Consider the following 21,705-nt stretch of genomic DNA (forward strand, 5'->3'; position numbering starts at 1 on the left):
CTGAGGATGAGATTAATGAGACTTATGGGACTAATAAGACTAATGTGACTTATTTTAAAGAGACATATGGTGACATCCCCAATGACTTGCCGTACACTTTAGACATTCTACCACATAAATGCACATACGTTTGAAAAGCTGAACAAAGAAACATTAAGCGTTTTCGGGTAGTGTTTCACCGAGTGTGTCTGAATCAAGTTGACTTAACCCCGAATCGGGTATTAGAATTCAGTCGGATTCTTGCTTTATATTGAGCGGATTTTTGTTTGATTTTTCGCAGGCATAGCAGGCTATGTCAAGAAAAAGCTAGTAAGAAGGTTCCAATAGAAAACATAAAGGCGGCTGAAAGCATGAAGGCACAAAATAGATAAACTATGTGCGGTTTAATGACCAATTTGGGTTAAACGCAGTTGATGAAACACTACTGCTTGACAACCCTCAAGATAGAAGGAAACCAAGCGAAAATTCATTTTCCTCCAATGGTTTCGCTCTCTTGGTCTGTCCAGAACCTTCAAAGAAGGATGTTAAACAGGCTCTTAAATATCGGAATTATTTTATAAGGGTGCTTGCCAAAACCACTTTTCATCCGATGTGTTGTAATTAGCATGAGGGTATGTTAAACCTACCGGAATTAATGTTACAGTTTTACCTTGAGGATGATTGCTTTCTCCTTCGGGTTCAGCTTGATTCCATATATTTGTTTCAAGAAAATAGAGATTCTTAGCCATGTACTCCTTAAGATAATAGTCGGCTGTTTGTTTTACTCTGTTGTTCCAGTTCGCTTCTTCATTAAGTATCAATGGCAAATCATACTGCAATCTATAACGCACTTCTCCTGGGTGAAGCATGATTCCGTTTTCATCTGTGACATATGCTGCAAATGTAGGGTCAACCCAAACCCATTTATTCAGTGATTTACTCCAGGTAATGCAGATAACATGGCAATCGCTGTCCGTCTCCCATCCTTTCGGGATACATGTTATATGTCTTGCAGGAATCCCCACAGCAAGCAATGCCTCTGTCAATCATATAGCAAGAGCCTTGCAGTTGTAACCACAACTGTTTCTACGAGCAGATTCGTATGTATTTTCCAAATTTCTTGCTCCGGGAGCCAAACCGTTGCTTCCGTCATGTTCGATGTTGTCATGAACCCAATAAAGGAGATTTTTGATTCTGCTGATGTCATCCCCCTTACCGGCTATTTTGTCAAGATTGAATTTCTTGCGTGTCATTCTCAACATTCTGTCTGAAGGCTCTGCGTATCTGAAAGCCATATCAAAGGGTGGTTCTGAGTTGTATTTTGGGGATTCTTTCAAAATGTCAAGTTTGGTCTAGACCTTATCCCCCAGACTCCATGCGTAATTCATAGCTGCTTTCAATGTGTCTGCTTTCTTGCTATTCAAAGCTTTTAGTACGGGATAGAGTATTCTGGCTGACAGATACTCATTGCTTCTCATCCAGTCAGAGTTCTTTGCTGTCAGAATCTGTGCCTGCTACTGCGCAGTCTTTTCCAAATCTTTTATCAGGCGAGGATTTGATTTCAGATAATCGATATCTGCTGTTGATGCTATCTTGTCATTATATACTTTCAGAAAAGCCCCATGACAGATGTATTTCGTTAAATTAGGACATTTGGAGTCTTTCAATAAATCCAAATCGAAATAGACCACAGTGCTTTCAAATATCACGCTGTCCAATTTCGGACAGTTATGAGCAAATCCCTGGCCTCCCGTACTTGACACAGGACCTCGGAATATGATTTTCCTCAAGTTTTGACAGTTTGTCATTAAAGCGCAGTCGAAATGACCGATAGCTCCCTCAAACACTATCCCTCAAAGTGTTATTATCCATAAATAGACCTCACGGGATATTAATCTATATTGCCGAATGTTACTTTTTTCAGATTGGTAAATCCAATATTTCCTAATCTTCCGATTGTCATTATGTCGGGAATATGAATTTCTTCGACATGAGAGTCGTAAACTAGGCTATCCAGAAACATTCGTATTCCATCTCACAGGGCCGTCGAAATGGTCAGGAGCATGAAGAACGATATTCTGGGAAAAAGACGGAATTACTATTGTAATTGCAGCAATTAAGCAAATAAAAAATCTATGCATAAATATATATATTCAGAATGATAAAATTAATAAAAATTCCAACACATCTGTCACATTACCAAATAAATTGCAAAGCGTACGGACGCTAAACAAAAACATTCTCCCTGCAAGACTCTCGCCGCAAGAACCTTCAATACAAGACGATTCTGTTTCATGTAATCTCTTTTAATAATATAACGTGAGTTCGACGAATTGTAAATGCGTGTAAGTTTGGTGATAAGCGAAAATCGTTGTAACTTTATGGTGCTGAATTACAAAGTATTACAAACAATAATCGTTATGATCACCGAGGGCAGAGTTATAAATTATTTTGTATGGCAGACGATTTAGCTTCGCTGATTTTCAATTCTGCAAATTTTGATGCTATTATGGCAAAATATACGCTTAAACCAACCGTAAAACGCAAATTTAATTATTTGTTGGTGGCAAAGATATAATAAAGACAAAAGTGGAATTAGACTACTGCCATAAATTGTCAGGCAGTATGACTAACCCCACTTTTGTCTTTTAATTATGTTTCTTAGAATTGCTCCAAGATCTCTATTCTTTTCTTTGTATCCGGGTGCGTGCTGAATAATGAATTAAAGAAATTCATCATGCCCGGTGCGAAGTGTTGCGGATGAATGATGAACAGCTGCGCGATATCGTCACGCTTGACGTTATTCAATCCAGGATCGCCTGATATCTTTCTCAGAGCAGAAGCAAGCGCCAAAGGATTGCCGCAAAGCTCAGCACCTCCGGCGTCGGCCATATATTCACGTTTACGCGATATTGCAAAACGCGTAAGCAATGTGAAGAAGTAAGCAACTGCACAGCATAAAGCTCCGATTATGAATACCGCAATCATAGACAGTCCGTTGCCGCGGTTGTCCTCGTCATCACTGCTGCGGCTGCTCAGTCCGCCAAACCAGAATGCGTTATACATCATCTGGATAACGAGGCTCATTATGGTTGATACGATACCGACAAAGATGATGCTTGTTATCAGCAGTCTTGTGTCGTGATTACGGATGTGCGTCAGCTCATGAGCTATCACACCTGCAAGTTCGTCATCGTTGAGCCTGTCGATTATTCCTGTTGTCAGCGTAACCGTGTAGCTCTTTTTATCTATACCGCTTGCAAAAGCGTTCAGCTGCGGGTCGTCTACGATGTTAATCTTTGGCATATCCATGTTGCATGTCATGCAAAGATTTTCAACGATATTGTAGATTTTGGGATTTTCCTTGCGTGTAAGCGGTCTTGCTCCTGTAGCGGCACGTACCATTGCCGTATTTGCAAAATACGCTATTGTAAACCATATTCCTATGCCCACGATGACCCATGGTATGGTGTTCATGAAGTAATAGTTTACTGTTGCGGCGTCAAGCTGGTGTACAATGTTGCCGTATTGGTCGTAGTATCCGTTTCCGAAATAGTTTACCAGTGCGAGGAATACCCATACCATGCCCAGGATTATTACGGGAAACAAGATCAGCAACATTATTGTCAATCTGTTGTTGCGCATAATCTGGGTGTGCATTCCGACATATCTCATATATGCTTGCGATTTATGTTAGAATTTAATTTCAGGTGCCTTGTCGTATGTTGCGCGCTCTTCCTGTGGAACCTCGAACATAGGTTCTTTTTTAAATCCGAACATTTTGGCAAAGATGTTTGACGGGAATGTCTCAACGGCGTTGTTGAGCTCTCTTGTTGCCGAATTGAAGAATCTGCGTACTGCGGCAAGTTTGTTCTCAAGGTCAGCAATCTCGTTCTGCAGCTGCATGAAGTTCTGGTTAGCCTTCAGGTCAGGGTAAGCCTCGAGTGACACCTTTAAGCCGGCAAGCGCACTTGTCAGGGCATTTTCAGCATTGATCTTGTCGTTTATTGTTGTGGCGCCCATTGCTGCCGTGCGTGCTTCGGTAACTCTCTGCAGCACTTCGCGCTCGTGTGTGGCATATCCTTTCACCGTGGCTACAAGCTGCGGCACGAGGTCGTGGCGCTGTTTAAGCTGCACGTCGATATTTGCGAAGGCATTTTCGCGGTTGTTTCTAAGTTTTACAAGATTGTTGTACAGGCTTACACACCAAATTGCAAGCAGTACGACGATAACTAAAATAATAATTCCTGTTGTCATAATTTTTTAATGATAAATGGTTTCATAAGTTTGTTTACAAATATAATACCATTTTATGAATATCTGAGGTTTCTTTAAGTCTTTTTGTTTATTATTCTTATTTAATATGAAGGTTGTAGCCAATAAGGACACGTTCCGGTTTAGTTTCGTCATGAAATAAAAAAACTCTGCATGACAGGATCTATCCTATGACATGCAGAGCGTTATGTTAAGTTTTAATGTTTATTTCAGCAGATTCATTACTTTGTTGAAGTATCGCTGAGTGCCTTTTATGCTGTATCTGAGTCCGCCGTTCCACGACCTTATGGCCTGCTCTATGCTGTTTTGCGGATTGTGGACCGACTGAAACAAAATGAACATCTCTTTCGATTTTGCCACGTTAAAGCGGTCAGACAGCTTAAATCTTTTCTTGCTTTTTCTTCTTTTCAGGATGTTGTTGCACTCTCTTACCAGAATCGGAGTTATCTGCATTGCTCCGCATGAGTTGCCGCTTACGGCTTTGGGGTTTCCTTCGCTTTCGACTTGAATAATGGCGTCCATCACCGGATTCCAGTCGAATTGAGGGCTTTGAGTTTCGTTGTTTTCTGCAAAAGCATATAAATTTGCTGTAAATACAAATAATAATACTAATACTTTTCTTAATATTCTCTCCATATTTTACGGTTTATGGCATCTGGACATATAAAAAAACAGGGATGTCCGCGGCAAGCGGTTCGTATGAGAAAAATTATTGAACCGAGTCTGGATGCCAGTTATATACTAACGCGAATGGCGGCTTTCAAAACAAAAGAAGATACGCCATTCAATCTTTTTACCGCTGCAAAGGTATGAAAAAAAATGCGATTATCCAAACTTTGTTCCGTTTTTTAAACATTTTGCATTGAAATAAGCATTTTATATCATGTTGAAAATCAACTAATTGCTTTAAAAATATGTAAAATATTTTCGGCTGCCGTCTTGCGCCCGAATTTAGGCGAAACATAATGTTAATGCACGTTTCACGGCATTTGTTGTTATAAGAACGGCCCATTTTTATATCTTAAATCATGTTGCGTGCTAAAGTGTTATAGACTATAACTATGCTAAGATTGTTGCAGGAGCGAATAGGGGGCAATGTCGCTTTTCCTTGCAGGTAAATTATTGTCATAGTTTTGCCTTGCGCCAGTTTCCGCTATTTTTTCATGATATAGGGTAAGGATTGCATGCATCAGAATTAAACCTCAAAAAACTGAAAGGAAAATGTGCTATTATCCTTAACGAAAAGCCGGAACGGTAGTTTGAAATATGCAGACTGTAAGCAAAATCGTGCTTATTGGTTTTAAATCATTAACCTATTGTTTACGGTCCGTAAGTGGCCCACTTTTAATGCAAAAGTGGCCGAGTTTTTTGTCGCAAACAAATGGTTTTTTATGCCCAGTCCGATGTTCCGTGCATTTCAGTGCAGGCATTGTTAGAAAAACATTGTTTATCCCAATCTGCCGGTATTAATAAGTTTGCTGTGTGATTCTTCCTGTTGGCTGATGACGTAGTGTATCTTGAGCAGTGTTTTCTGAAGGCCGACAATGAAATTTCCTGCCTGCAAGCGTTTGGCTTTCAGAATATTAAATAAGACAAACCGCTCATTATTCGGCTGCCAATGACCTGCCGGGGTTAAAAAACTGCGTTTTTCGTTTGTCTTTTCATTCTCCTTTCACTATTTTTGACTACCTTTGCATTGACGATTGTTGAAACATGCCATATTGGCAGGCTTAATTGTATGTCGGCATGCGTCATGCCGGGCAAGTGTGAGAGGCACGGCCTGTTTCGTGCATGTTGTTTTTTTTGAATGATTAACGGATAATTTCTTTATAAAATATGTATTACGTTTCTAAGCGAATGGAGATTGCTGGCTGTCATCGCCTTACTCTTTCTTATGACAGCAAATGCTGTAATCTGCACGGACACAACTGGATTGTTACGGTTTATTGCAAGTCGCGTGAGCTTAACGCTGAGGGTATGGTTGTTGACTTTAAGCATATAAAGGATAAAATTCACGGATATCTAGATCATGGCAACTTCAACGAACTGCTGCCGTTCAATCCTACGGCCGAAAACATTGCAGCCTGGATATGCAGTCAGGTTGAGCACTGCTATCGGGTGGATATAGAAGAAAGCGAGAACAACAAGGTGTCATACGTTAAAGACGAAGACTGACGTTTATGAGGGTAAACGAAATTTTTTATTCGCTTCAGGGCGAAGGCTACTTTACCGGAACACCAGCCGTCTTCGTACGTTTTTCAGGCTGCAATCTCAGTTGCAGCTTTTGTGACACGGAGCATACGTCGTTTACGGAAATGTCTGAGGAAGACATCGTCCGTGAGGTGTGTGCCTATCCGGCTGCGCATGTGGTTATCACCGGCGGTGAGCCGACAATGCAGCTTACAGCTTCGCTTGTTGACAGGCTGCACGCTGTCGGAAAGTATGTGCAGATAGAGACAAACGGCACTTATCGTCTGCCCGAAGGCTGCCGTGTCGACTGGATTACATGTTCACCCAAATACCGTCCTGTCGTTCTGACGCATATTGACGAACTGAAAGTGGTGTTTCAGACGCCGGAGCAGGATATGTCGCAATATGACGGCATGGAGGCTCAGGTGTATAGCCTGCAGCCGTGCGACGTGAATGACGACAGACGGAATGCCGTGATATTAAAAGATGCCGTGGAATATTGTCTTTCGCATCCCAAGTGGCGTCTTTCGCTTCAGACCCATAAAATAATTAATGTGAGATAACGGTCTTCAGCCTCTACGGCGACATGGCTCGTCAGTGTCTGAATAAAGAGGCCCGACAGTTATGCCGTCTGTGGCAATTCATAAGAAATCAATGAGGCAATTAGGCATAGCCTCATTGATCACCACCGTTGAAGTGAAGTATTTTCAGCAGCTGCTTTTCGTGCTGCAGTTCCTTCAAGCCCTTGTCGGGCGATATGAGCATCATGCTCCTTATCACGTCGTTTTGTCCGCACGTGTAGTTATAATAGTCAATAAGTTCTCCGGTGAGCTTTTCTTTCAGGATAACTTCTGTTCTTAGTTTTTCAAACTCCTCCAGTGGTATTTCGTCTCCCTGGCGTACAAAGATAATACGCCTTGCGATAGGATTGCGGTTGTAGTCGTGCGTGAGATAAATGCCCTTAATCACTTCAGGATATTCAATGATAGGCAGTTGCAGATAAATAACCTTCAATGCGAGCTGCAGCCTCTTTTGTTCGTTGAACATCAGATAGCCAATCTGGAACGGCGAGAACAGGCCTACTCCTACATAATAGTCGCCGGCCATATTCTGGCAGTATACCTTCGGCAGGGTGTCGCCGTCGGCAATGGATGATATCATGTAGGGCTCAACCTTCAGTCCGTCGGCATACGACGAAGCGCTGTACGACTGGTACAGGCCTGTGTATATGCCTGCGTTGGGAAGATACTTTATTGATTCTTTTTCAATATCGTCAAGAAACGGACGGCTGTTGCTCTTTCCGCTTATCAGCCGTGGCTCTATATGGCACACCTTGTCGTACAGTTCGTCAAGGCATCCCAGCAGCTTTCTCTTAGACACATTGTTCACCTGCTGCAAGGCGTTGTTAAGCGCGTAGTCGCTGTCGTTGCCGCCGGATATGCTGTTGATGTAGGCGGGCAGTACAGACGAATATAAAGAAGACAGAACGCTCGAGGTTATGTTCGTCTCCTCCGAAATGTCCTTCATCTTCACTCCTGCGTCACGCAGTTTCTTCAGTTGCTCATACAGTGATACCAGTTTATCCATATCCTTTATTTTTGGCGCGAATGTACCAAAACGATATTACAAAAACATTACCATTCTGATTCATTATCATGATATGAAAATTACATAATGAATACACGTTTTTTGGGCGTTATAATATATGATTAATTGATTTTTTCATATTGCAGACCGATATACTTTTGCTGCCGTAATTAAAAAAATGAACAAACAAAATCATCAATATAATTATGGAAAAAGCAACAAAGAACAAAAGAATGTCGGAACTCCTGCTTATACTTTGGGCCGGAGGTGCAGCCTTGCTGTCTTACTCGCTTGTATATGCCTTGCGCAAGCCGTATACGGCAGCCTCTTTCGAGGGATTGACCCTGTTTGGAACAGATTATAAGGTAGCTGTTACAACCATTCAGATACTTGGCTATGTAATAGCAAAATTCTTCGGTATAAAACTTATCTCTGAGCTGAAACGCGAAAACCGCTTCCGCTTTTTTGTAACATCGGCAATAATGGCCGAGGTGGCTTTGATAGGCTTCGGCGTGCTCAGCGCTCCTTACAATGCCGCAGCAATGTTTTTCAACGGCCTGTCGCTCGGATGCATGTGGGGCGTTATCTTTAGTTTCATTGAGGGCCGCAAGGTTACGGATATGCTGGCGAGCCTTTTGGGCGTAAGCATGGTGTTCAGTTCCGGAATAGCCAAGAGCTTCGGACTCTTTGCCATGAACGAACTTAATATAGACCAGTTCTGGATGCCGGCAGTCATTGGCGGCGTGGCCCTGCCTCTGCTTGTTCTTATGGGCTATCTGCTTAAGCGTCTGCCCAGCCCTACACAGGAAGATATCGAGTTGCGCAACGAGCGCGTTGTCTTAGACTCTGAAGGCCGCAAGCGTCTGTTCATGAGTTTCGCGCCAATACTCACGCTGCTGTTTATCGGTAACTTTATGCTCCTTGTCCTGCGCGACATCAAGGAAGATTTCCTTGTGCTTATTCTCGACATGAGCAATCAGTCGTCATGGCTGTTCGCACAGGTCGACACTATAGTTACATTGGCCATACTTGCCCTGTTCTCCGCCTTTGTGTTCTTCCGCAGCAACATCAAGACGCTTATGTGTCTCATGGGCATTGTCATACTGAGCTGTATCACCATGGCATACGTGTCGTTCAACTACAAAGCCCTCGACCTGCAGCCTGTTGTGTGGCTGTTCATAGAGAGCCTGTGCCTTTATATAGCCTATCTTACGTTCCAGACAATATTCTTCGACCGTTTCATAGCCTGTTTCAGGATAAAAGGCAACGTTGGATTCTTCATCGCGATAATCGACTTTATCGGATACATGGGAACGGTAACACTGCTTTCAACCAAGGAGTTCCTCAATTTCGACATGGAATGGTTCGACATGTTCAACCATATGGCATTCTTCGTCGGTGCAGTATGCACAGTCTTGTTCACAATAGTAGCCACACTTATCTACAAGCGCTATTCGCTTAACAACAGAAACAAGACAAAAAACTCTAAGATGGATTTGTTTATAAACCCTCAATATAATACAATTTAAAATGAACTACGACATCATAATCATAGGAGGCGGTCTGCTCGGAACAGCCACTGCCTATCAGTTGGCAAAACGCAAAGCCGGTAAAATATTGCTTTTAGACGGTAACGAGATTGCATCTCAGGCCTCTTCGCGCGCGGCCTGCCTGCTGACACGTGCGCGGACAAAACCGGCGCTGATGGAACTGGTGCAGGAAACCTACGACTGCATAGACGAGATAGAACAGCTTCTTGGAGAGTCGCTCGAGCTGCAGCAGTGCGGAAGCGTTACGATTGCTTCGTCAGAAGCCTCGCTGAAGGGTGTGGAAGCCTTGGAGAGTGCAGCTAACGACTTTGGCATTCCGAATGAACGGATATCACAGAAACGTGTGAAAGAACTGTTGCCATGGATTAACGAAGCTGCCGCTGACGTAGCCGTATATATGCCCACAGACGCCTTTATCGACTCTGCACTGCTGTGCTCTGGATATGCCAGGGCTGCAAAGGCGTTGGGTGTGGAACTGAGAACTAACTGCAAGGTGAGGTCGATACAGACCGAAGGCGGAAGAATAAGCGGCGTTGAACTGCCTGACGGTGAGATGATAAGTGCTCCCGTTGTTGTCAATGCTGCCGGCTCATGGGCCAATCTGCTTATGCGTCCGCTCGGTGTAGGACTGCCGTTTACGCCCGTAAGGAGCCACTTCTGGATTACTGGCATCGACAAGCAGCGCTTCCCGGTAAACCATCCGTTCTCTGTCATTCCTGACGCAAGAGCCTTCACGCGATCGGATGTAGGAGCCTTGATAATAGGTCTGCGCGAAAGCCAGTGCCAATCGTTCGACCCTTCTACGATGACAGACCAGCTTCAGGACTTCGACTTCAACAAGGCTGCCAAGTGGGAGGTGCTTGACGAATGTGCACCGCTCCTGAAGCGTTTCTTGCCGGATATAGAAGACCTCGGCATAGCCCACTACATGGCCGGTCCGTCTTGCTATGTGCCCGATGCAATGTTTATCATCGGTCCGGTGAGCAAATACGAAGGTCTGTTTACCGTTACGGGCTGCTGTGGCGGTGGCGTGGCTGCCGGTGGAGGTATGGGACGGTTGGCTGCCGAACTTATTACAGGCGAGAAACCATTTGTCTCACCCGGTCTTTTCGCACCGGAGCGTTTTGGTGAAGTTGATCCGTTCTCAGCCGAATTTCAGAAGAGATGTGCCGATGCCCGTTCAAACAAAAAGGGCGGATAGGCCTGTGCTGCAAATGAATATATAGAAAACACGAACATAAATATAAAAATGTAGAAAATGAAACGATATATAGTTTTTCTGAAACAAGTACCCTTATCCACAAAGGTTGAAATAGATCCGGTGACAAAGACCCTGAAGCGCTCGTCGGCTCTTACGCGCACCAACCCTGACGACCTGCATGCGTTGCAGACTGCCGTTAACCTTAAGAAAAAGACCGGGGCAGAGATTGTGGCTGTAAGCATGGGACCGGAGATGGCTGTAGAGGTGTTGCGCGAGGCACTGCAATACGGAGCCGACAAGGCTGTGCTGCTTTCGTCGCGTGCTTTTGCCGGAAGCGACACGTTGTGCACGAGCAAGTCGCTCGCAGCTGCCGCACGTAAGATTGGCGACTACGACCTGCTGTTCTTCGGCAAGATGGCTGTAGACGGCGACACTGCACAGGTTGGCCCTGAAGTGGCTGGCCAGCTTGACATTCCGCAGATAACACAGCTGACAGCCATAATGGCAATATCTGACACTTCGGTAAGTGTTACAAGAAACGCCGGCTGCAAGCTTCAGCATCTTGAGGTGAAGATGCCGTGCGCCATCATGGTGAGCCGTGAAAACTGTGAACTTGAGAACGTAACGCTGCGTGCATGGCAGAAGGCACGCCAGCAGCCTATTACAAGATGGAACGAGCACGACCTGGGCCTTTCTTCTGACGAGATCGGACTGTGTGCGTCGCCAACACAGGTAGTGGCAACAGAGGTTCCTCAGCACGACAAGGTGGTAGAATGGATTGAGGACGGACATGCCGTGATGGACATTATAGAGAACAACGTGCTTTGTCAAACAAAATAACAGATAATAAGAATTATGAGTTTCGCATTAAATTTAGATAAAGATCTTTGCATAGGTTGTGGCATCTGTTCTGAGAGCTGTGCTTTTGGGGCTATAACCATGAGTGATTTTCCCGAGATAAACGAAGACAGCTGCCGTCTGTGCGGAAGTTGTGTACAGGCATGTGCCGCCGGGGCATTAAAGATAAACAAGGAGCAGCCTAAAGACAGCGCTGCCGACAACAGTAAAGGTATATGGGTGTGGGCTGAAGTTGAAAACGGACTGTTGGCGCCTGTGAGCATTGAGCTGCTGGGCAAGGCTGTAGAGCTGTCTGAAAACTTGGCGCAGCCGGTTGAGGCAGTGCTCATAGGCGACGGCGTGAGCGGGCTGGCAGACGACCTTATTGCGTATGGCGCCGACAGTGTGCATGTGGTTGACTCGCCGTTGATGGCCGACTTTATCGACGAAAACTACACCAAAGTCTTTGAACGCCTGATACGGCAGAACCGCCCGGCTATACTCCTTATGGGGGCAACCCTGCTCGGACGCGGCCTTTCGGCACGCCTTGCCTCGGTGCTTCACACAGGACTTACGGCCGACTGCACCGAACTTGAGATTGACAAAGAGACCAAATTGCTGCGACAGATACGTCCTGCTTTCGGCGGCAACCTTATGGCAACGATAATAAATCCTGCGCATCGCCCGCAGATGGCTTCGGTGCGTCCCGGCATCATGCGTCCGGCCGTGAAAGACGGCAGCCGCAGAGGCCGCGTCGTGAGATACGACTGCGACGAGAGCATGAACGATGCGCGCGTAAGGCTTATTGAGACCTTGAGCAGCGAAGTGAAGCATTCGTCGCTGAGCAACAGCAAGATTATCGTGGCAATAGGGCGCGGAGTGAAGACGCGTAAATGTGCCGACGAAATCAGCGCATGGGCAAAGAGCATAGGTGCGTCTGTTGCCGGATCGAGGGCTGCCGTTGAGATGGGGCTTGTGGATGCATCGGTGCAGGTAGGGCAGACCGGTCATACTGTTGCCCCCGACCTTTATGTGGCAATAGGCATCAGCGGACAGATACAGCATACGGCAGGTATTGTCGGGGCTAAAAAGATAATGGCGATAAACACCGACAGGCAGGCTCCGATATTCAGCGTGGCAGATTACGGATGGAACATCTCTGCCGAGGAAGCGCTGGCAAGGCTTGTCGACATAACATCTGTAAAGGCATGAGCAAGAAGATATTAGCATGTATCGTCATGCTGGCGGCATCCTTCAGTGTGGCACTTGCCGGCGATTCGCTCAAGATAAAGTTCCGTTCGCGTGCATTGTTGGATGCTACGGTTACCGATTATGGCAAGGAAGACGTGCAGGGCTATTATCGCCTTGAAGATTTCCGCGTGGGCTTTAAGGCAAACTATGGTCAATTCGAGCTGAAGGCCGACATCGGTTTCGGCGGCGGAAAGGTGGCGATAAAAGACCTGCTGTTCAACTATCACATGAAAAACTGCGTGGTGGCTGTGGGCAACGCCTATGAACCTTTCTCGATGGATATGCTCATAAGCACCGTAGACATGCGCTTCAACCAGTCGGCAACTTCGGTGCTGGCGTTCACCAACAGCCGTAAGCTCGGCGCGACGATACACTATTATCTGCCGTCGCTCTATCTGGCTACGGGCGTTTATACGCACAACGACATCAACAAGATTGGCAGCAGCCAGGTCAACGCCTTCGTGTCTACCAGCCGTGCCGTGTGGCGCAGGCAGAAGGGCGACTATCTCATACATGCAGGAGGCGCCTTCTCGTTCCGCACACGGCCGGTAAACACCGAGGGGGACCCTGAAACTGAAGTTAGCAGTGCAGGCGTGACATCGATGCTTCCCAATGCTCTTCTAAACGCAAAGGTAGACCATCTTGGCACGGAGGTGAAGGGGCTGCTCGAGGCTTTATACATGTCGCCCAAGTTTATGATTCAGAGCGAATACTTTGTCGACCGCTATAACCGCACTCAGGGCGAAGCCTATATGCCTCACGGCGGATATATTCAGGCCGGATATCTTATAAAGGGGCGCGGATTTGAGTATGATCCGGTGTACAGCATACCGGGACGCCCTAAGACAGAAAAGGCTATTGAGCTTACTGCGAGGTTGAACTACACTGACATGAACGACCCGAAGGCCGGCATATCGGGAGGCAAGGAGACCGACCTGTCTGTAGGGGCCAACTTCTATCTTAACAAGTATCTGGCCGTGAAGGCCAACTGCAGCTATGTCTTTGTGGGCGACAACTGCAACGAGTTTTATCAGAAAGACCTGCTGCTGGGTCAGATTCGAATACAATACGTATTCTGACGCCCCCTTTCTTTAGCCGAAAAATGTTTCAGTCTCTATGCTTTCCTGCCGGGAAGCATAGATTTTTATTTGTCTTCAATCGTCATTGTCATTCGGCATAACATCCGTTTTTAATATAGAGTTTGCCGTCGCCTGCCTTCCGTATATATAGCGGAAATGTCGAAATAAGGCAAATGACAGGCCGGCAATGGAAAGCAGAATGGCGAAAGAAAGCATCAGTCTGCTTGTATAATAAAGCCGGATGCGGTATGCTGAAGGCCATCCGTAATGACGCATGGCTGTCAGTATGTCTCTGCGAACTGTCCCGATAATGTACCGGTCTTCTATGGGTTTGCCGGCAAAAAGTCTTTTTCCGAACAGTCTGACAGACGCGGATATAGCGACAAATATTGTGGTGCACGCCCTGAAACAGGGCAGAGGAAAGTTTAGAAAAACAAAAAACGGATAAATACTTTGTTAAGTATATTATCCGTTGTAGTTGCGGAGGCAGGACTCGAACATGCGACCTCCAGGTTATGAGCCTGGCGAGCTACCAACTGCTCCACTCCGCGATGTTAATTTTTTATTCGTTTGCGCCTCATTTCTGATTTGCGTTTGCAAAGGTACTGCTTTTTTTTGAATCTGCAAAATTTTAGGAAAAAATTTTAATGGAAAATTAAAAAATGGCTATAAAAACGGCTGTTTTTGTTGTCCGGCCCCATACTTTACATGGCTTTAGCCTGCATTTGTGAGGTTAGCCGTGCGTAAGCATTTTGTCTTAATGCCGAGCATTATGACATTTTGTTTATGTACGGATTTTATGGTGAAATAGAAAAAATGTTGTCGTTAATCCCGTCGCTTGGTAAAGCATATTTACAAAAGAGAGCCAAGTGGCAGGTTTTTAAGTGGTAAACCTATGGGTTTTTACTCAAAAACGGCACGTTTGGCAATGCAAAACAATGCTGTTTTTGAGCGCAAATCATGTCGTTTTATGCCATTTTAGAACAAAAAATGATGCACATTATCTGGTCAGGCGGCATAATGCCTTATACGACAGACTGTTGCAATTGCACACGTATTTTGCCCATATTTTCGTCCAAATGATTTTAATTTTCAAATATTCAAGTTTCAGAGCGTCGGCGAAATTCAATTTGACATGTAAATGCCGAATATTAAGTCAAAGTGGCAAACTGATAAATTACAGGTCGATACCTGCTTCTTTTTCCTTTTGTGCAAAGAAATTGCCGGTTAGAATATTTTTTATTCATGAAATTTTTGTCCTTTTGTTTTTTTTCTTAATTTTGCACAAAACTCGAACAACTAACTTTTTAATGATAATTATTATGAAAAATTAAGTGGAAAGAAAATCAGACTTTTAGCTGTCGCTGTTTTAGTGGTGGGAGGTACGTTTATTCCTCAAACTGCATTTGCGTATAAGTATTACGTGCATTGCGATGATGGAGATGTTATGATGTTTGAATTTGAAGATAAGGAGACGGCGAAGTTGTACTTTTCAATCCTTGGTAGTGGTGGCTTATTTGGTGAGCATGCTTATCTTACATCAAGGCCAAATGGCGGTTTTTTAACTGGCTTTTAATTTATGCGGCATTATTTATTTTTAGATGTAATATTAAGGCAATATTTAAATTCAAGCATTCATTTGTCATGTAGGTGTTATGTTAAATGATTAAGAGGACACTGAAAAGGTTCTCATTTTGCGATTTCTTTGCTTGCGTTATTAGTACCCCTTATACGACACGATTGCAAATATCGCAATCTCAGAAACTCAAAAATGCTTTTAAGGACTTTTTCGGTGCCCTCCCGATTAAGTGGCGTTTTTTTTGTTCTATGAAAAAAATATATTTAACAATATTAATATTGTTCGTTTTGAGTTCATCTGTATTTTCTCAAGGTGAACTATTATTGGGTATAGGTGGTAAGTATAAAAAAATAAAAAAGGATATATATGATACGGCATTGGTTAGCGCATATTATAAGCTCGCCTATCTAAAAGATTCAACAAAAACTTCAAGTTACACGAAAGGACTTACCGTGTTGTCCTTTTCAGATAAGTATGTAAGATTTGGTGATTATTACAGATTATTGGCTGATTCTGTCAATGACATGTGTGCTGAAGATAAAAAAAAAGCTCGTGATGAGAGCTTAAATGTTGAACATTCTAATTATATATCAAAAACGGCATTTTATACAGCTACTATGACGGACCTGGAAAATAGGCAGACAACAGTCCAGATAGATTTTCTTTTAAAGTATGAATACACAATGCCTACTCCTGATCTGCGCTGGATCCTCGAGAGCGGCGACACACTGATAAACGGAGTGGCGTGTAAGAAGGCAACCTGCAATTATGCCGGCAGACATTATATCGCATGGTATGATGAAAACTTTCCTGTCCCATACGGACCATACATTTTCTATGGACTTCCAGGGCTGATAATGAAAATATATGATGATAAGCGGAACTGGATTTTTGAAAATGTCGGTATCGAGAAAGCTGAAAGTCTACGTGAAATGTATTTGTATAAGCGCAAGGATATAATAAAGACATCAAGAGAACACGCTCTTGCCGCATATAAAAATCAACTTGAAAACATGCTCCGTGCGGCAATAGAGTCAGGTAGGGTTAAGATTATAAAGAAAGGTCCTCGGTTTGATGAAAAGTTGAAGAAACGTCCGAGCAACATGATTGAACAGGAATGGTGATGTGTCTTGTCAGAATATTGTTGGCCTTTGTGTTGACGGCATGCCCTCTTGCGGGTTTTGCGCAGACTGGCGGTGACGTATATGTCGAAGGGCGTGTGAGCAACTCGGAAGGCAAGGCGTTGCTTAATGTAACGTGCAAGCTGCTTGACAAAAGAGACTCACTTCTTGCTTATTCGTTTACCGATAAAAACGGAGAATACAGAATAAAACGCTGTGCAGGAGCCGCAAGCATAATGTTCTCGCGTGTGGGGTATAAGTCTGAAACAGTAAGGCTGAAGAATGGCAGCTCCGGATATGACGCCACTCTGTATGACCGCGACCTGCAACTGAACAACGTAACCGTTACGGCCGACGCGATAACACGCAAGAAGGATACGCTGATGTATAATGTTGACGCATTCCGCCAAAAAGGCGACGTCTATATAGAAGATGTGTTGAAACGCATGCCCGGCATTGATGTAGATGAGAGCGGACGCATAACCTATCAGGGCAAGGCTATAAACAAACTTAACATAGAGGGACTGGACCTGATGGGCAACCGATACAACCAGGCTACGCGCAACATGCCGGCTGAGGCTGTGGCTCAGGTGCAGGTAATGGAGAACAACCAGCCCATAAAGGCCCGGCAGGGCAAGGTGAACAACGACAGAGCCACGCTTAATCTTAAGCTGAAGAAAAACTACAGGGTGAAGCCCTTCGGCGAGGTGTCGGACTCGATAGGGTTCGATCCCACATTATGGGACAACCGTGCCACGGCCATAAGTATAGCCGGAAACAACCAGCTGCTTGCCGACGGAGCCATGAACAACTGCGGTATCGGGCTTGGGCAGCTTGCCGTTGACATGAACACGCTTGAAGACGCTTATACATACGAGCCTGAGCCAAAGTCTTTTCTGTATTCGCCGACATACCATGTTCCGCCAATGTCGCAGCGCTATTATCTCGACAACAAGTCTTCTTTTGCCGGACTCAACTTTCTCCATGCGTTCACCAAGTCGTCGGTGTTGCGTGTCAATGCCCTTTATTATGCAGACACAACGGTTGGTGAAGACAGTGTGTTTAGCCGTTACGTGGCAGACGACACTGTGAGCATATTTGAGAACAACAGGATAACCGACAGCCGGAATACGGCAAAAATGAGCCTTGCTTATGAACTTAACACAAAAAAGGTGTATCTGTCTGACCGTCTTACCGGAAGTATTACATGGCGTGACGCGGCAAACAACAATACGACAAACATCGGAAAGGTGGAAGAATTTATATATCAAAAGCCGCGCGGCCTTCAGAACATCCTCACCGCAGAGCTGAACACTCCGTCGCGCCTTTACAGCCTGTCATCGGTATTCCGGCTTTATGACAATGCGGAATCTCTTTCGGTGGTATTTGGCGGCGACGGCTCAGACAGCCGGATGTTGAAGCTGAAGAGTACATTCATGCGTAACCGTGTTGCAACTGTATTCGACTTGTTCGGCAACAGCCTGACATTGGGCTATATTATGGAACATAAGCACAACAATGTTGCCGGTACTCAGTCGGGACACAGCAGTGTAAGCGGATATTGGATTCATACGGCAGAACCTATGTATGAGATAAATTTTAGCGGAGGCTCGGCTGAAATATCCCTTCCTGTGGAGTACATATCATGCCGTTACAGCTGGCGTGACGGCCGCACCGCCAGGTTTATGTTTTCGCCTCATGCTGATGCCAGCCTGAAGATTGGCAATTTGCTCACAGCCGATGTTGCCGTGGCCTACAATCAGGCTGCCGACACGGATAATCCGCTGACAGATGGCGTGGTGGCAAACAATTACCGCACATATACAAAATATCCTGACAGCATCTCTGTTGAACGTACTTCGCTGGCTAATCTGCGGCTTTCATATTTCGACGCTTCTTCTATGTTTTCTTGTAATGTCTATGCAGGCTGGACGCATGTCAGGCGCGACTATTACATGAAGTATCTTTATGCCGGCGATTACACTTTCGCAACTCCCGAATGGCATGACAACAGCCGTTCTTCGTGGAGTCTGGTGGCATCGCTCAAGAAGATATATACGCGCGCCGGCCTATCGGTAGATGCTTCGTGCAGCTATTCATACAACAAGGCGTTGGCCTCGCAAAACGGAATAGAAGACTATCTGCGTTATAACGCAATGAATGCCTCGCTTACAACGGGATGGGATAAGCTCAGCTGGATTAATCTAAGTGTGACATGTGCCGGCAATGTCAGCTGGAAACGGCACGACTGTTTTTCGGAAAGCGGCGATTTGCTTAAAAATGTATACTATACAGTGCGTATGGATGTCTATCCAGTAAGCAATGTGCATGCGTATTCAGATTTTTCGCAAACCACGTTTGAAGTGTCGCATGGCCATTATTCTACAAACTGCTTTTGGAATGCCGGAGTAATATATGACGTTCTAAAGAGTCTAAGTCTGTCAGTTTCTGCCGTCAACCTTCTTGACCGGCGTGTATATGAGGAGGCTTTTTACACTGGAGTCAATTACCAATATTACCGCACACCGCTGCGCGGGCGTGAGATGATGGTGTCAGTCCGGCTGAAATTCTGACTGTTAAGCAAATATATTGTTTTTCATGTATAGATTTGGTGACAAGTATCAAAAGTACATTTATTTATAGTTTAGTTTAATGTTTCTTTAATCTTTTACGCGTTAAAATGTTTGTGGAGTCAAATAAAAATAATAATTTTGCACACGATAATCAGTATGTGCAAAAGTAAATTAGGAGAAACAACCAGATGTCCATATCTAAAACAAGGCAAAAGCTGGTAGACGTTGCCAGGCAACTGTTTGCCAAAAATGGCTTGGAAAATACGACGATGAACGATATAGCCAAGGCTTCGGGCAAGGGCAGGCGTACTCTTTATACCTATTTTAAAAGTAAAGAGGAGGTCTACTATGCCGTGATTGAGTCGGAGCTCGAACGGCTTTCGGACAAGATGGACGAGGTGGCCGCCAAGAAAATACGGCCTCAGGACAAGATTATTGAGCTGATTTACACACACCTTAACATGATTAAGGAAACCGTGATGCGCAACGGCAATCTGCGTGCTGCCTTCTTCAGAAATATATGGATGGTGGAGAAGGTGAGAAAGAACTTTGACGAAGACGAAATAGAACTTTTCAGAAAGGTGTATGCCGACGGCAAGCTCGACGGAGAGTTCGACATAGACAATGTTGAGCTGGTGGCCGACATCACGCACTATTGTATCAAGGGTCTTGAGGTGCCTTTTATCTGCGGCCGTCTTGGTCATGGCATGACGCCCGAGGCCAGCAAGCCGCTTGTGGCAAAGGTTGTGTATGGTGCGCTGGGCAAGCCGATGTCTAAGTAGGAGGCTTGTGCCTGATATAAAAAATATGTACTTAAAATTATCTACAACTTTATAAAATAAAAAAGAAAATGGGATTATTAACAGGTAAGACTGCGCTTATTACAGGTGCAGCGCGCGGTATCGGTAAGGCTATCGCGCTGAAGTTTGCTGAAGAGGGCGCTAACGTAGCCTTCACAGACCTTGTTATTGACGAGAACGGAAAAGCCACAGAGGCCGAGATAGCTGCTAAGGGCGTTAAGGCTAAGGGATATGCCAGCAATGCTGCTGACTTCGCTCAGACAGAAGAGGTTGTTAAGTTGGTGAAAGAGGATTTCGGCTCAATAGACATCCTCGTTAACAATGCCGGAATAACAAAGGACGGACTGATGTTGCGTATGACTGAGGCACAGTGGGATGCAGTTATCGCTGTCAACCTGAAGAGTGCGTTCAACTTCATACACGCTTGTGTTCCTGTAATGATGCGCCAGCGTAAGGGTTCTATCATCAACATGGCATCTGTAGTAGGTGTTCACGGTAATGCCGGCCAGGCTAACTATGCTGCTTCAAAGGCAGGTCTTATTGCTTTGGCAAAGAGCATCGCACAGGAGATGGGTCCTAAGGGCATCCGCGCCAACGCCATTGCTCCGGGCTTTATTGACACAGCCATGACTCAGGCTCTGTCTGACGAGGTTCGCAAGGAGTGGGCTGCAAAGATTCCTCTGCGCCGCGGCGGTACAGTTGACGACATCGCAGCCTGCGCTACATTCTTGGCTTCAGATATGTCAAGCTACATCTCTGGCCAGGTTATCCAGGTTGACGGTGGTATGAACATGTAATAAATTATCAGTTTATACAGATTTGCGCAAAGAGAGAAGATTGCTACGAGAGTCTTCCCTCTTTGCTTTTGTTAAAACATTATCAGTCATATTATAAATACAGAATACAGACATGCAGGTTATATACGAGGACAATCACATCATCATAGTGAGCAAGCGCAGCGGTGAGATTGTGCAGGGCGACAAGACCGGCGACAGGACACTGGCCGATGATGTGAAGCAGTATATTAAAGAAAAATATGCAAAGCCGGGAAATGTGTTTCTCGGTGTTGTCCACAGGCTCGACCGCCCCGTTTGGGGACTTGTCGTGTTTGCCAAGACGTCGAAGGCCCTTTCGCGTCTTAACGACATGTTCAGAACAGGCGACGTTCATAAGACATACTGGGCGATAACCCAAAACTGCCCTGCAGAGCCTGAAGCTGTATTGACCGACTGGATTAGCCGCAACGAAAAGCAGAACAAGAGTTATGCCTACGACCATGAGGTGCCCGGCTCAAAGAAAGCCATGCTGCACTATAAGGTGATAGGCCGTTCGGATAATTATACGCTCGTTGAGGTTAATCTGATGACCGGACGCCACCATCAGATACGTTGCCAGTTGGCAAACATCGGATGTCCGATAAAAGGCGACCTTAAGTATGGCGCAAGGCGCAGCAATCCCGACGGAAGCATATCGCTCCTGGCACGCAAGATAGAGTTTGTGCATCCTGTGTCGAAGGAGAAGATATACGCCGAGGCACCGCTTCCTGACGACAGGTTGTGGCGCGAAATGCGTATGCTGTAACGTTATATTAGCCTCGTCAGGCATTTTTGTTGCCAAATAATTTCTTTTTTTCCGAAATATTTGCTTACTTTGCATGTATTACGGTTGGATACAATTTTTTAC

General features: G+C 45.0%; 19 protein-coding genes and 1 tRNA gene. 13 read left to right on the forward strand and 7 right to left on the reverse strand.

Translation table 11 applies throughout. The features are described 5' to 3' along the window. Nucleotides 1-554: 554 nt before the first annotated feature. The gene (locus QVO66_RS06580) at nucleotides 555-1,025 is read right to left on the reverse strand and encodes a transglutaminase domain-containing protein (protein ID WP_288172696.1); all 471 of its coding nucleotides are present in this window, start codon (nucleotides 1,023-1,025) and stop codon (nucleotides 555-557) included. Continuing rightward, nucleotides 1,026-1,274, reverse strand: coding sequence for a hypothetical protein (locus QVO66_RS06585; protein WP_021854648.1), 249 nt, complete (start codon nucleotides 1,272-1,274; stop codon nucleotides 1,026-1,028). 1,160 nt (nucleotides 1,275-2,434) lie between these two features. Here QVO66_RS06585 and QVO66_RS06590 point away from each other — a divergent pair. Further along, nucleotides 2,435-2,557, forward strand: a complete 123-nt coding sequence (locus tag QVO66_RS06590; protein ID WP_288172697.1) for a hypothetical protein — start codon at nucleotides 2,435-2,437, stop codon at nucleotides 2,555-2,557. 83 nt (nucleotides 2,558-2,640) lie between these two features. Here QVO66_RS06590 and QVO66_RS06595 read toward each other — a convergent pair whose 3' ends face one another. The 3 genes from QVO66_RS06595 to QVO66_RS06605 all read right to left on the reverse strand — a co-directional run bounded on the left by QVO66_RS06595 (nucleotide 2,641) and on the right by QVO66_RS06605 (nucleotide 4,890). Beyond that, nucleotides 2,641-3,654, reverse strand: coding sequence for a M48 family metallopeptidase (locus tag QVO66_RS06595; RefSeq protein ID WP_021854650.1), 1,014 nt, complete (start codon nucleotides 3,652-3,654; stop codon nucleotides 2,641-2,643). 18 nt (nucleotides 3,655-3,672) lie between these two features. Next, nucleotides 3,673-4,236 (reverse strand): LemA family protein, encoded by a 564-nt coding sequence (locus QVO66_RS06600; protein ID WP_021854651.1) that lies wholly within the window; start codon nucleotides 4,234-4,236, stop codon nucleotides 3,673-3,675. Nucleotides 4,237-4,458: 222 nt separating this feature from the next. Continuing rightward, nucleotides 4,459-4,890: a transglycosylase SLT domain-containing protein gene (locus QVO66_RS06605; protein ID WP_021854652.1), complete on the reverse strand. Its 432-nt coding sequence runs from the start codon at nucleotides 4,888-4,890 to the stop codon at nucleotides 4,459-4,461. A 1,200-nt stretch (nucleotides 4,891-6,090) separates the two neighbouring features. On the opposite strand from QVO66_RS06605, the gene QVO66_RS06610 reads away from it, so the two are divergent. Then, nucleotides 6,091-6,429 (forward strand): 6-pyruvoyl trahydropterin synthase family protein, encoded by a 339-nt coding sequence (locus QVO66_RS06610; protein WP_021854653.1) that lies wholly within the window; start codon nucleotides 6,091-6,093, stop codon nucleotides 6,427-6,429. A gap of 5 nt (nucleotides 6,430-6,434) precedes the next feature. Further along, entirely contained in the window at nucleotides 6,435-7,007 is a 573-nt protein-coding gene (locus QVO66_RS06615) for a 7-carboxy-7-deazaguanine synthase QueE (RefSeq protein ID WP_021854654.1), read from the forward strand. 112 nt (nucleotides 7,008-7,119) lie between these two features. On the opposite strand, the gene QVO66_RS06620 is transcribed toward QVO66_RS06615, so the two are convergent. Continuing rightward, on the reverse strand, nucleotides 7,120-8,031 hold the full coding sequence (locus QVO66_RS06620; RefSeq protein WP_021854655.1) for a hypothetical protein: 912 nt from the start codon (nucleotides 8,029-8,031) through the stop codon (nucleotides 7,120-7,122). A gap of 206 nt (nucleotides 8,032-8,237) precedes the next feature. Between QVO66_RS06620 and QVO66_RS06625 the strand changes: the two genes are divergently transcribed. The 5 genes from QVO66_RS06625 to QVO66_RS06645 are packed head-to-tail and all read left to right on the forward strand — an operon-like array spanning nucleotide 8,238 to nucleotide 13,949. Then, a complete protein-coding gene (locus tag QVO66_RS06625) occupies nucleotides 8,238-9,560 on the forward strand; it encodes a DUF5690 family protein (RefSeq protein ID WP_021854656.1) in 1,323 nt (440 codons plus the stop codon). A gap of 1 nt (nucleotide 9,561) precedes the next feature. Beyond that, entirely contained in the window at nucleotides 9,562-10,782 is a 1,221-nt protein-coding gene (locus tag QVO66_RS06630) for an NAD(P)/FAD-dependent oxidoreductase (RefSeq protein ID WP_021854657.1), read from the forward strand. Nucleotides 10,783-10,839: 57 nt separating this feature from the next. Then, nucleotides 10,840-11,622, forward strand: a complete 783-nt coding sequence (locus tag QVO66_RS06635; protein WP_021854658.1) for an electron transfer flavoprotein subunit beta/FixA family protein — start codon at nucleotides 10,840-10,842, stop codon at nucleotides 11,620-11,622. A 15-nt stretch (nucleotides 11,623-11,637) separates the two neighbouring features. Beyond that, nucleotides 11,638-12,831 carry an electron transfer flavoprotein subunit alpha gene (locus QVO66_RS06640; protein ID WP_021854659.1) on the forward strand — a complete coding sequence of 398 codons (1,194 nt, stop codon included), beginning with the start codon at nucleotides 11,638-11,640 and terminating at the stop codon, nucleotides 12,829-12,831. Beyond that, entirely contained in the window at nucleotides 12,828-13,949 is a 1,122-nt protein-coding gene (locus tag QVO66_RS06645) for a porin (RefSeq protein ID WP_021854660.1), read from the forward strand. The genes QVO66_RS06640 and QVO66_RS06645 overlap by 4 nt, the downstream gene beginning before the upstream one ends. Before the next feature lie 478 nt (nucleotides 13,950-14,427). Here QVO66_RS06645 and QVO66_RS06650 read toward each other — a convergent pair. Beyond that, nucleotides 14,428-14,500 (reverse strand) — tRNA-Met (locus tag QVO66_RS06650). Between the two features lie 1,276 nt (nucleotides 14,501-15,776). Between QVO66_RS06650 and QVO66_RS06655 the strand changes: the two genes are divergently transcribed. From QVO66_RS06655 to QVO66_RS06675, 5 genes are all read left to right on the forward strand, one after another. Then, complete coding sequence (locus tag QVO66_RS06655) at nucleotides 15,777-16,652, forward strand: GLPGLI family protein (RefSeq protein ID WP_288172700.1); 876 nt, start codon at nucleotides 15,777-15,779, stop codon at nucleotides 16,650-16,652. After that, the gene (locus tag QVO66_RS06660) at nucleotides 16,646-19,222 is read left to right on the forward strand and encodes a carboxypeptidase-like regulatory domain-containing protein (protein ID WP_288172701.1); all 2,577 of its coding nucleotides are present in this window, start codon (nucleotides 16,646-16,648) and stop codon (nucleotides 19,220-19,222) included. The genes QVO66_RS06655 and QVO66_RS06660 overlap by 7 nt, the downstream gene beginning before the upstream one ends. 188 nt (nucleotides 19,223-19,410) lie before the next feature. Continuing rightward, a complete protein-coding gene (locus tag QVO66_RS06665) occupies nucleotides 19,411-20,004 on the forward strand; it encodes a TetR/AcrR family transcriptional regulator (RefSeq protein ID WP_021854663.1) in 594 nt (197 codons plus the stop codon). A 68-nt stretch (nucleotides 20,005-20,072) separates the two neighbouring features. Then, complete coding sequence (gene fabG / locus QVO66_RS06670; protein ID WP_021854664.1) at nucleotides 20,073-20,819, forward strand: 3-oxoacyl-[acyl-carrier-protein] reductase; 747 nt, start codon at nucleotides 20,073-20,075, stop codon at nucleotides 20,817-20,819. 112 nt (nucleotides 20,820-20,931) lie between these two features. Next, on the forward strand, nucleotides 20,932-21,603 hold the full coding sequence (locus QVO66_RS06675; protein ID WP_021854665.1) for an RluA family pseudouridine synthase: 672 nt from the start codon (nucleotides 20,932-20,934) through the stop codon (nucleotides 21,601-21,603). The last annotated feature ends 102 nt before the right edge of the window (nucleotides 21,604-21,705 follow it).

The organism is Prevotella sp. CAG:255 (assembly GCF_000431195.1).
GTDB lineage: Bacteria > Bacteroidota > Bacteroidia > Bacteroidales > Bacteroidaceae > Prevotella > Prevotella rara.

Excerpts from the sequence above, each read along its gene's own strand:
- QVO66_RS06585 (WP_021854648.1), bottom strand. The coding sequence starts at position 1,274 with ATGGCTTTCAGATACGCAGAGCCTTCAGACAGAATGTTGAGAATGACA.
- QVO66_RS06590 (WP_288172697.1), top strand. The coding sequence starts at position 2,435 with ATGGCAGACGATTTAGCTTCGCTGATTTTCAATTCTGCAAATTTTGAT.
- QVO66_RS06595 (WP_021854650.1), bottom strand. The coding sequence starts at position 3,654 with ATGAGATATGTCGGAATGCACACCCAGATTATGCGCAACAACAGATTG.
- QVO66_RS06600 (WP_021854651.1), bottom strand. The coding sequence starts at position 4,236 with ATGACAACAGGAATTATTATTTTAGTTATCGTCGTACTGCTTGCAATT.
- QVO66_RS06605 (WP_021854652.1), bottom strand. The coding sequence starts at position 4,890 with ATGGAGAGAATATTAAGAAAAGTATTAGTATTATTATTTGTATTTACA.
- QVO66_RS06610 (WP_021854653.1), top strand. The coding sequence starts at position 6,091 with ATGTATTACGTTTCTAAGCGAATGGAGATTGCTGGCTGTCATCGCCTT.
- QVO66_RS06615 (WP_021854654.1), top strand. The coding sequence starts at position 6,435 with ATGAGGGTAAACGAAATTTTTTATTCGCTTCAGGGCGAAGGCTACTTT.
- QVO66_RS06620 (WP_021854655.1), bottom strand. The coding sequence starts at position 8,031 with ATGGATAAACTGGTATCACTGTATGAGCAACTGAAGAAACTGCGTGAC.
- QVO66_RS06625 (WP_021854656.1), top strand. The coding sequence starts at position 8,238 with ATGGAAAAAGCAACAAAGAACAAAAGAATGTCGGAACTCCTGCTTATA.
- QVO66_RS06630 (WP_021854657.1), top strand. The coding sequence starts at position 9,562 with ATGAACTACGACATCATAATCATAGGAGGCGGTCTGCTCGGAACAGCC.
- QVO66_RS06635 (WP_021854658.1), top strand. The coding sequence starts at position 10,840 with ATGAAACGATATATAGTTTTTCTGAAACAAGTACCCTTATCCACAAAG.
- QVO66_RS06640 (WP_021854659.1), top strand. The coding sequence starts at position 11,638 with ATGAGTTTCGCATTAAATTTAGATAAAGATCTTTGCATAGGTTGTGGC.
- QVO66_RS06645 (WP_021854660.1), top strand. The coding sequence starts at position 12,828 with ATGAGCAAGAAGATATTAGCATGTATCGTCATGCTGGCGGCATCCTTC.
- QVO66_RS06655 (WP_288172700.1), top strand. The coding sequence starts at position 15,777 with ATGAAAAAAATATATTTAACAATATTAATATTGTTCGTTTTGAGTTCA.
- QVO66_RS06660 (WP_288172701.1), top strand. The coding sequence starts at position 16,646 with ATGGTGATGTGTCTTGTCAGAATATTGTTGGCCTTTGTGTTGACGGCA.
- QVO66_RS06665 (WP_021854663.1), top strand. The coding sequence starts at position 19,411 with ATGTCCATATCTAAAACAAGGCAAAAGCTGGTAGACGTTGCCAGGCAA.
- fabG (WP_021854664.1), top strand. The coding sequence starts at position 20,073 with ATGGGATTATTAACAGGTAAGACTGCGCTTATTACAGGTGCAGCGCGC.
- QVO66_RS06675 (WP_021854665.1), top strand. The coding sequence starts at position 20,932 with ATGCAGGTTATATACGAGGACAATCACATCATCATAGTGAGCAAGCGC.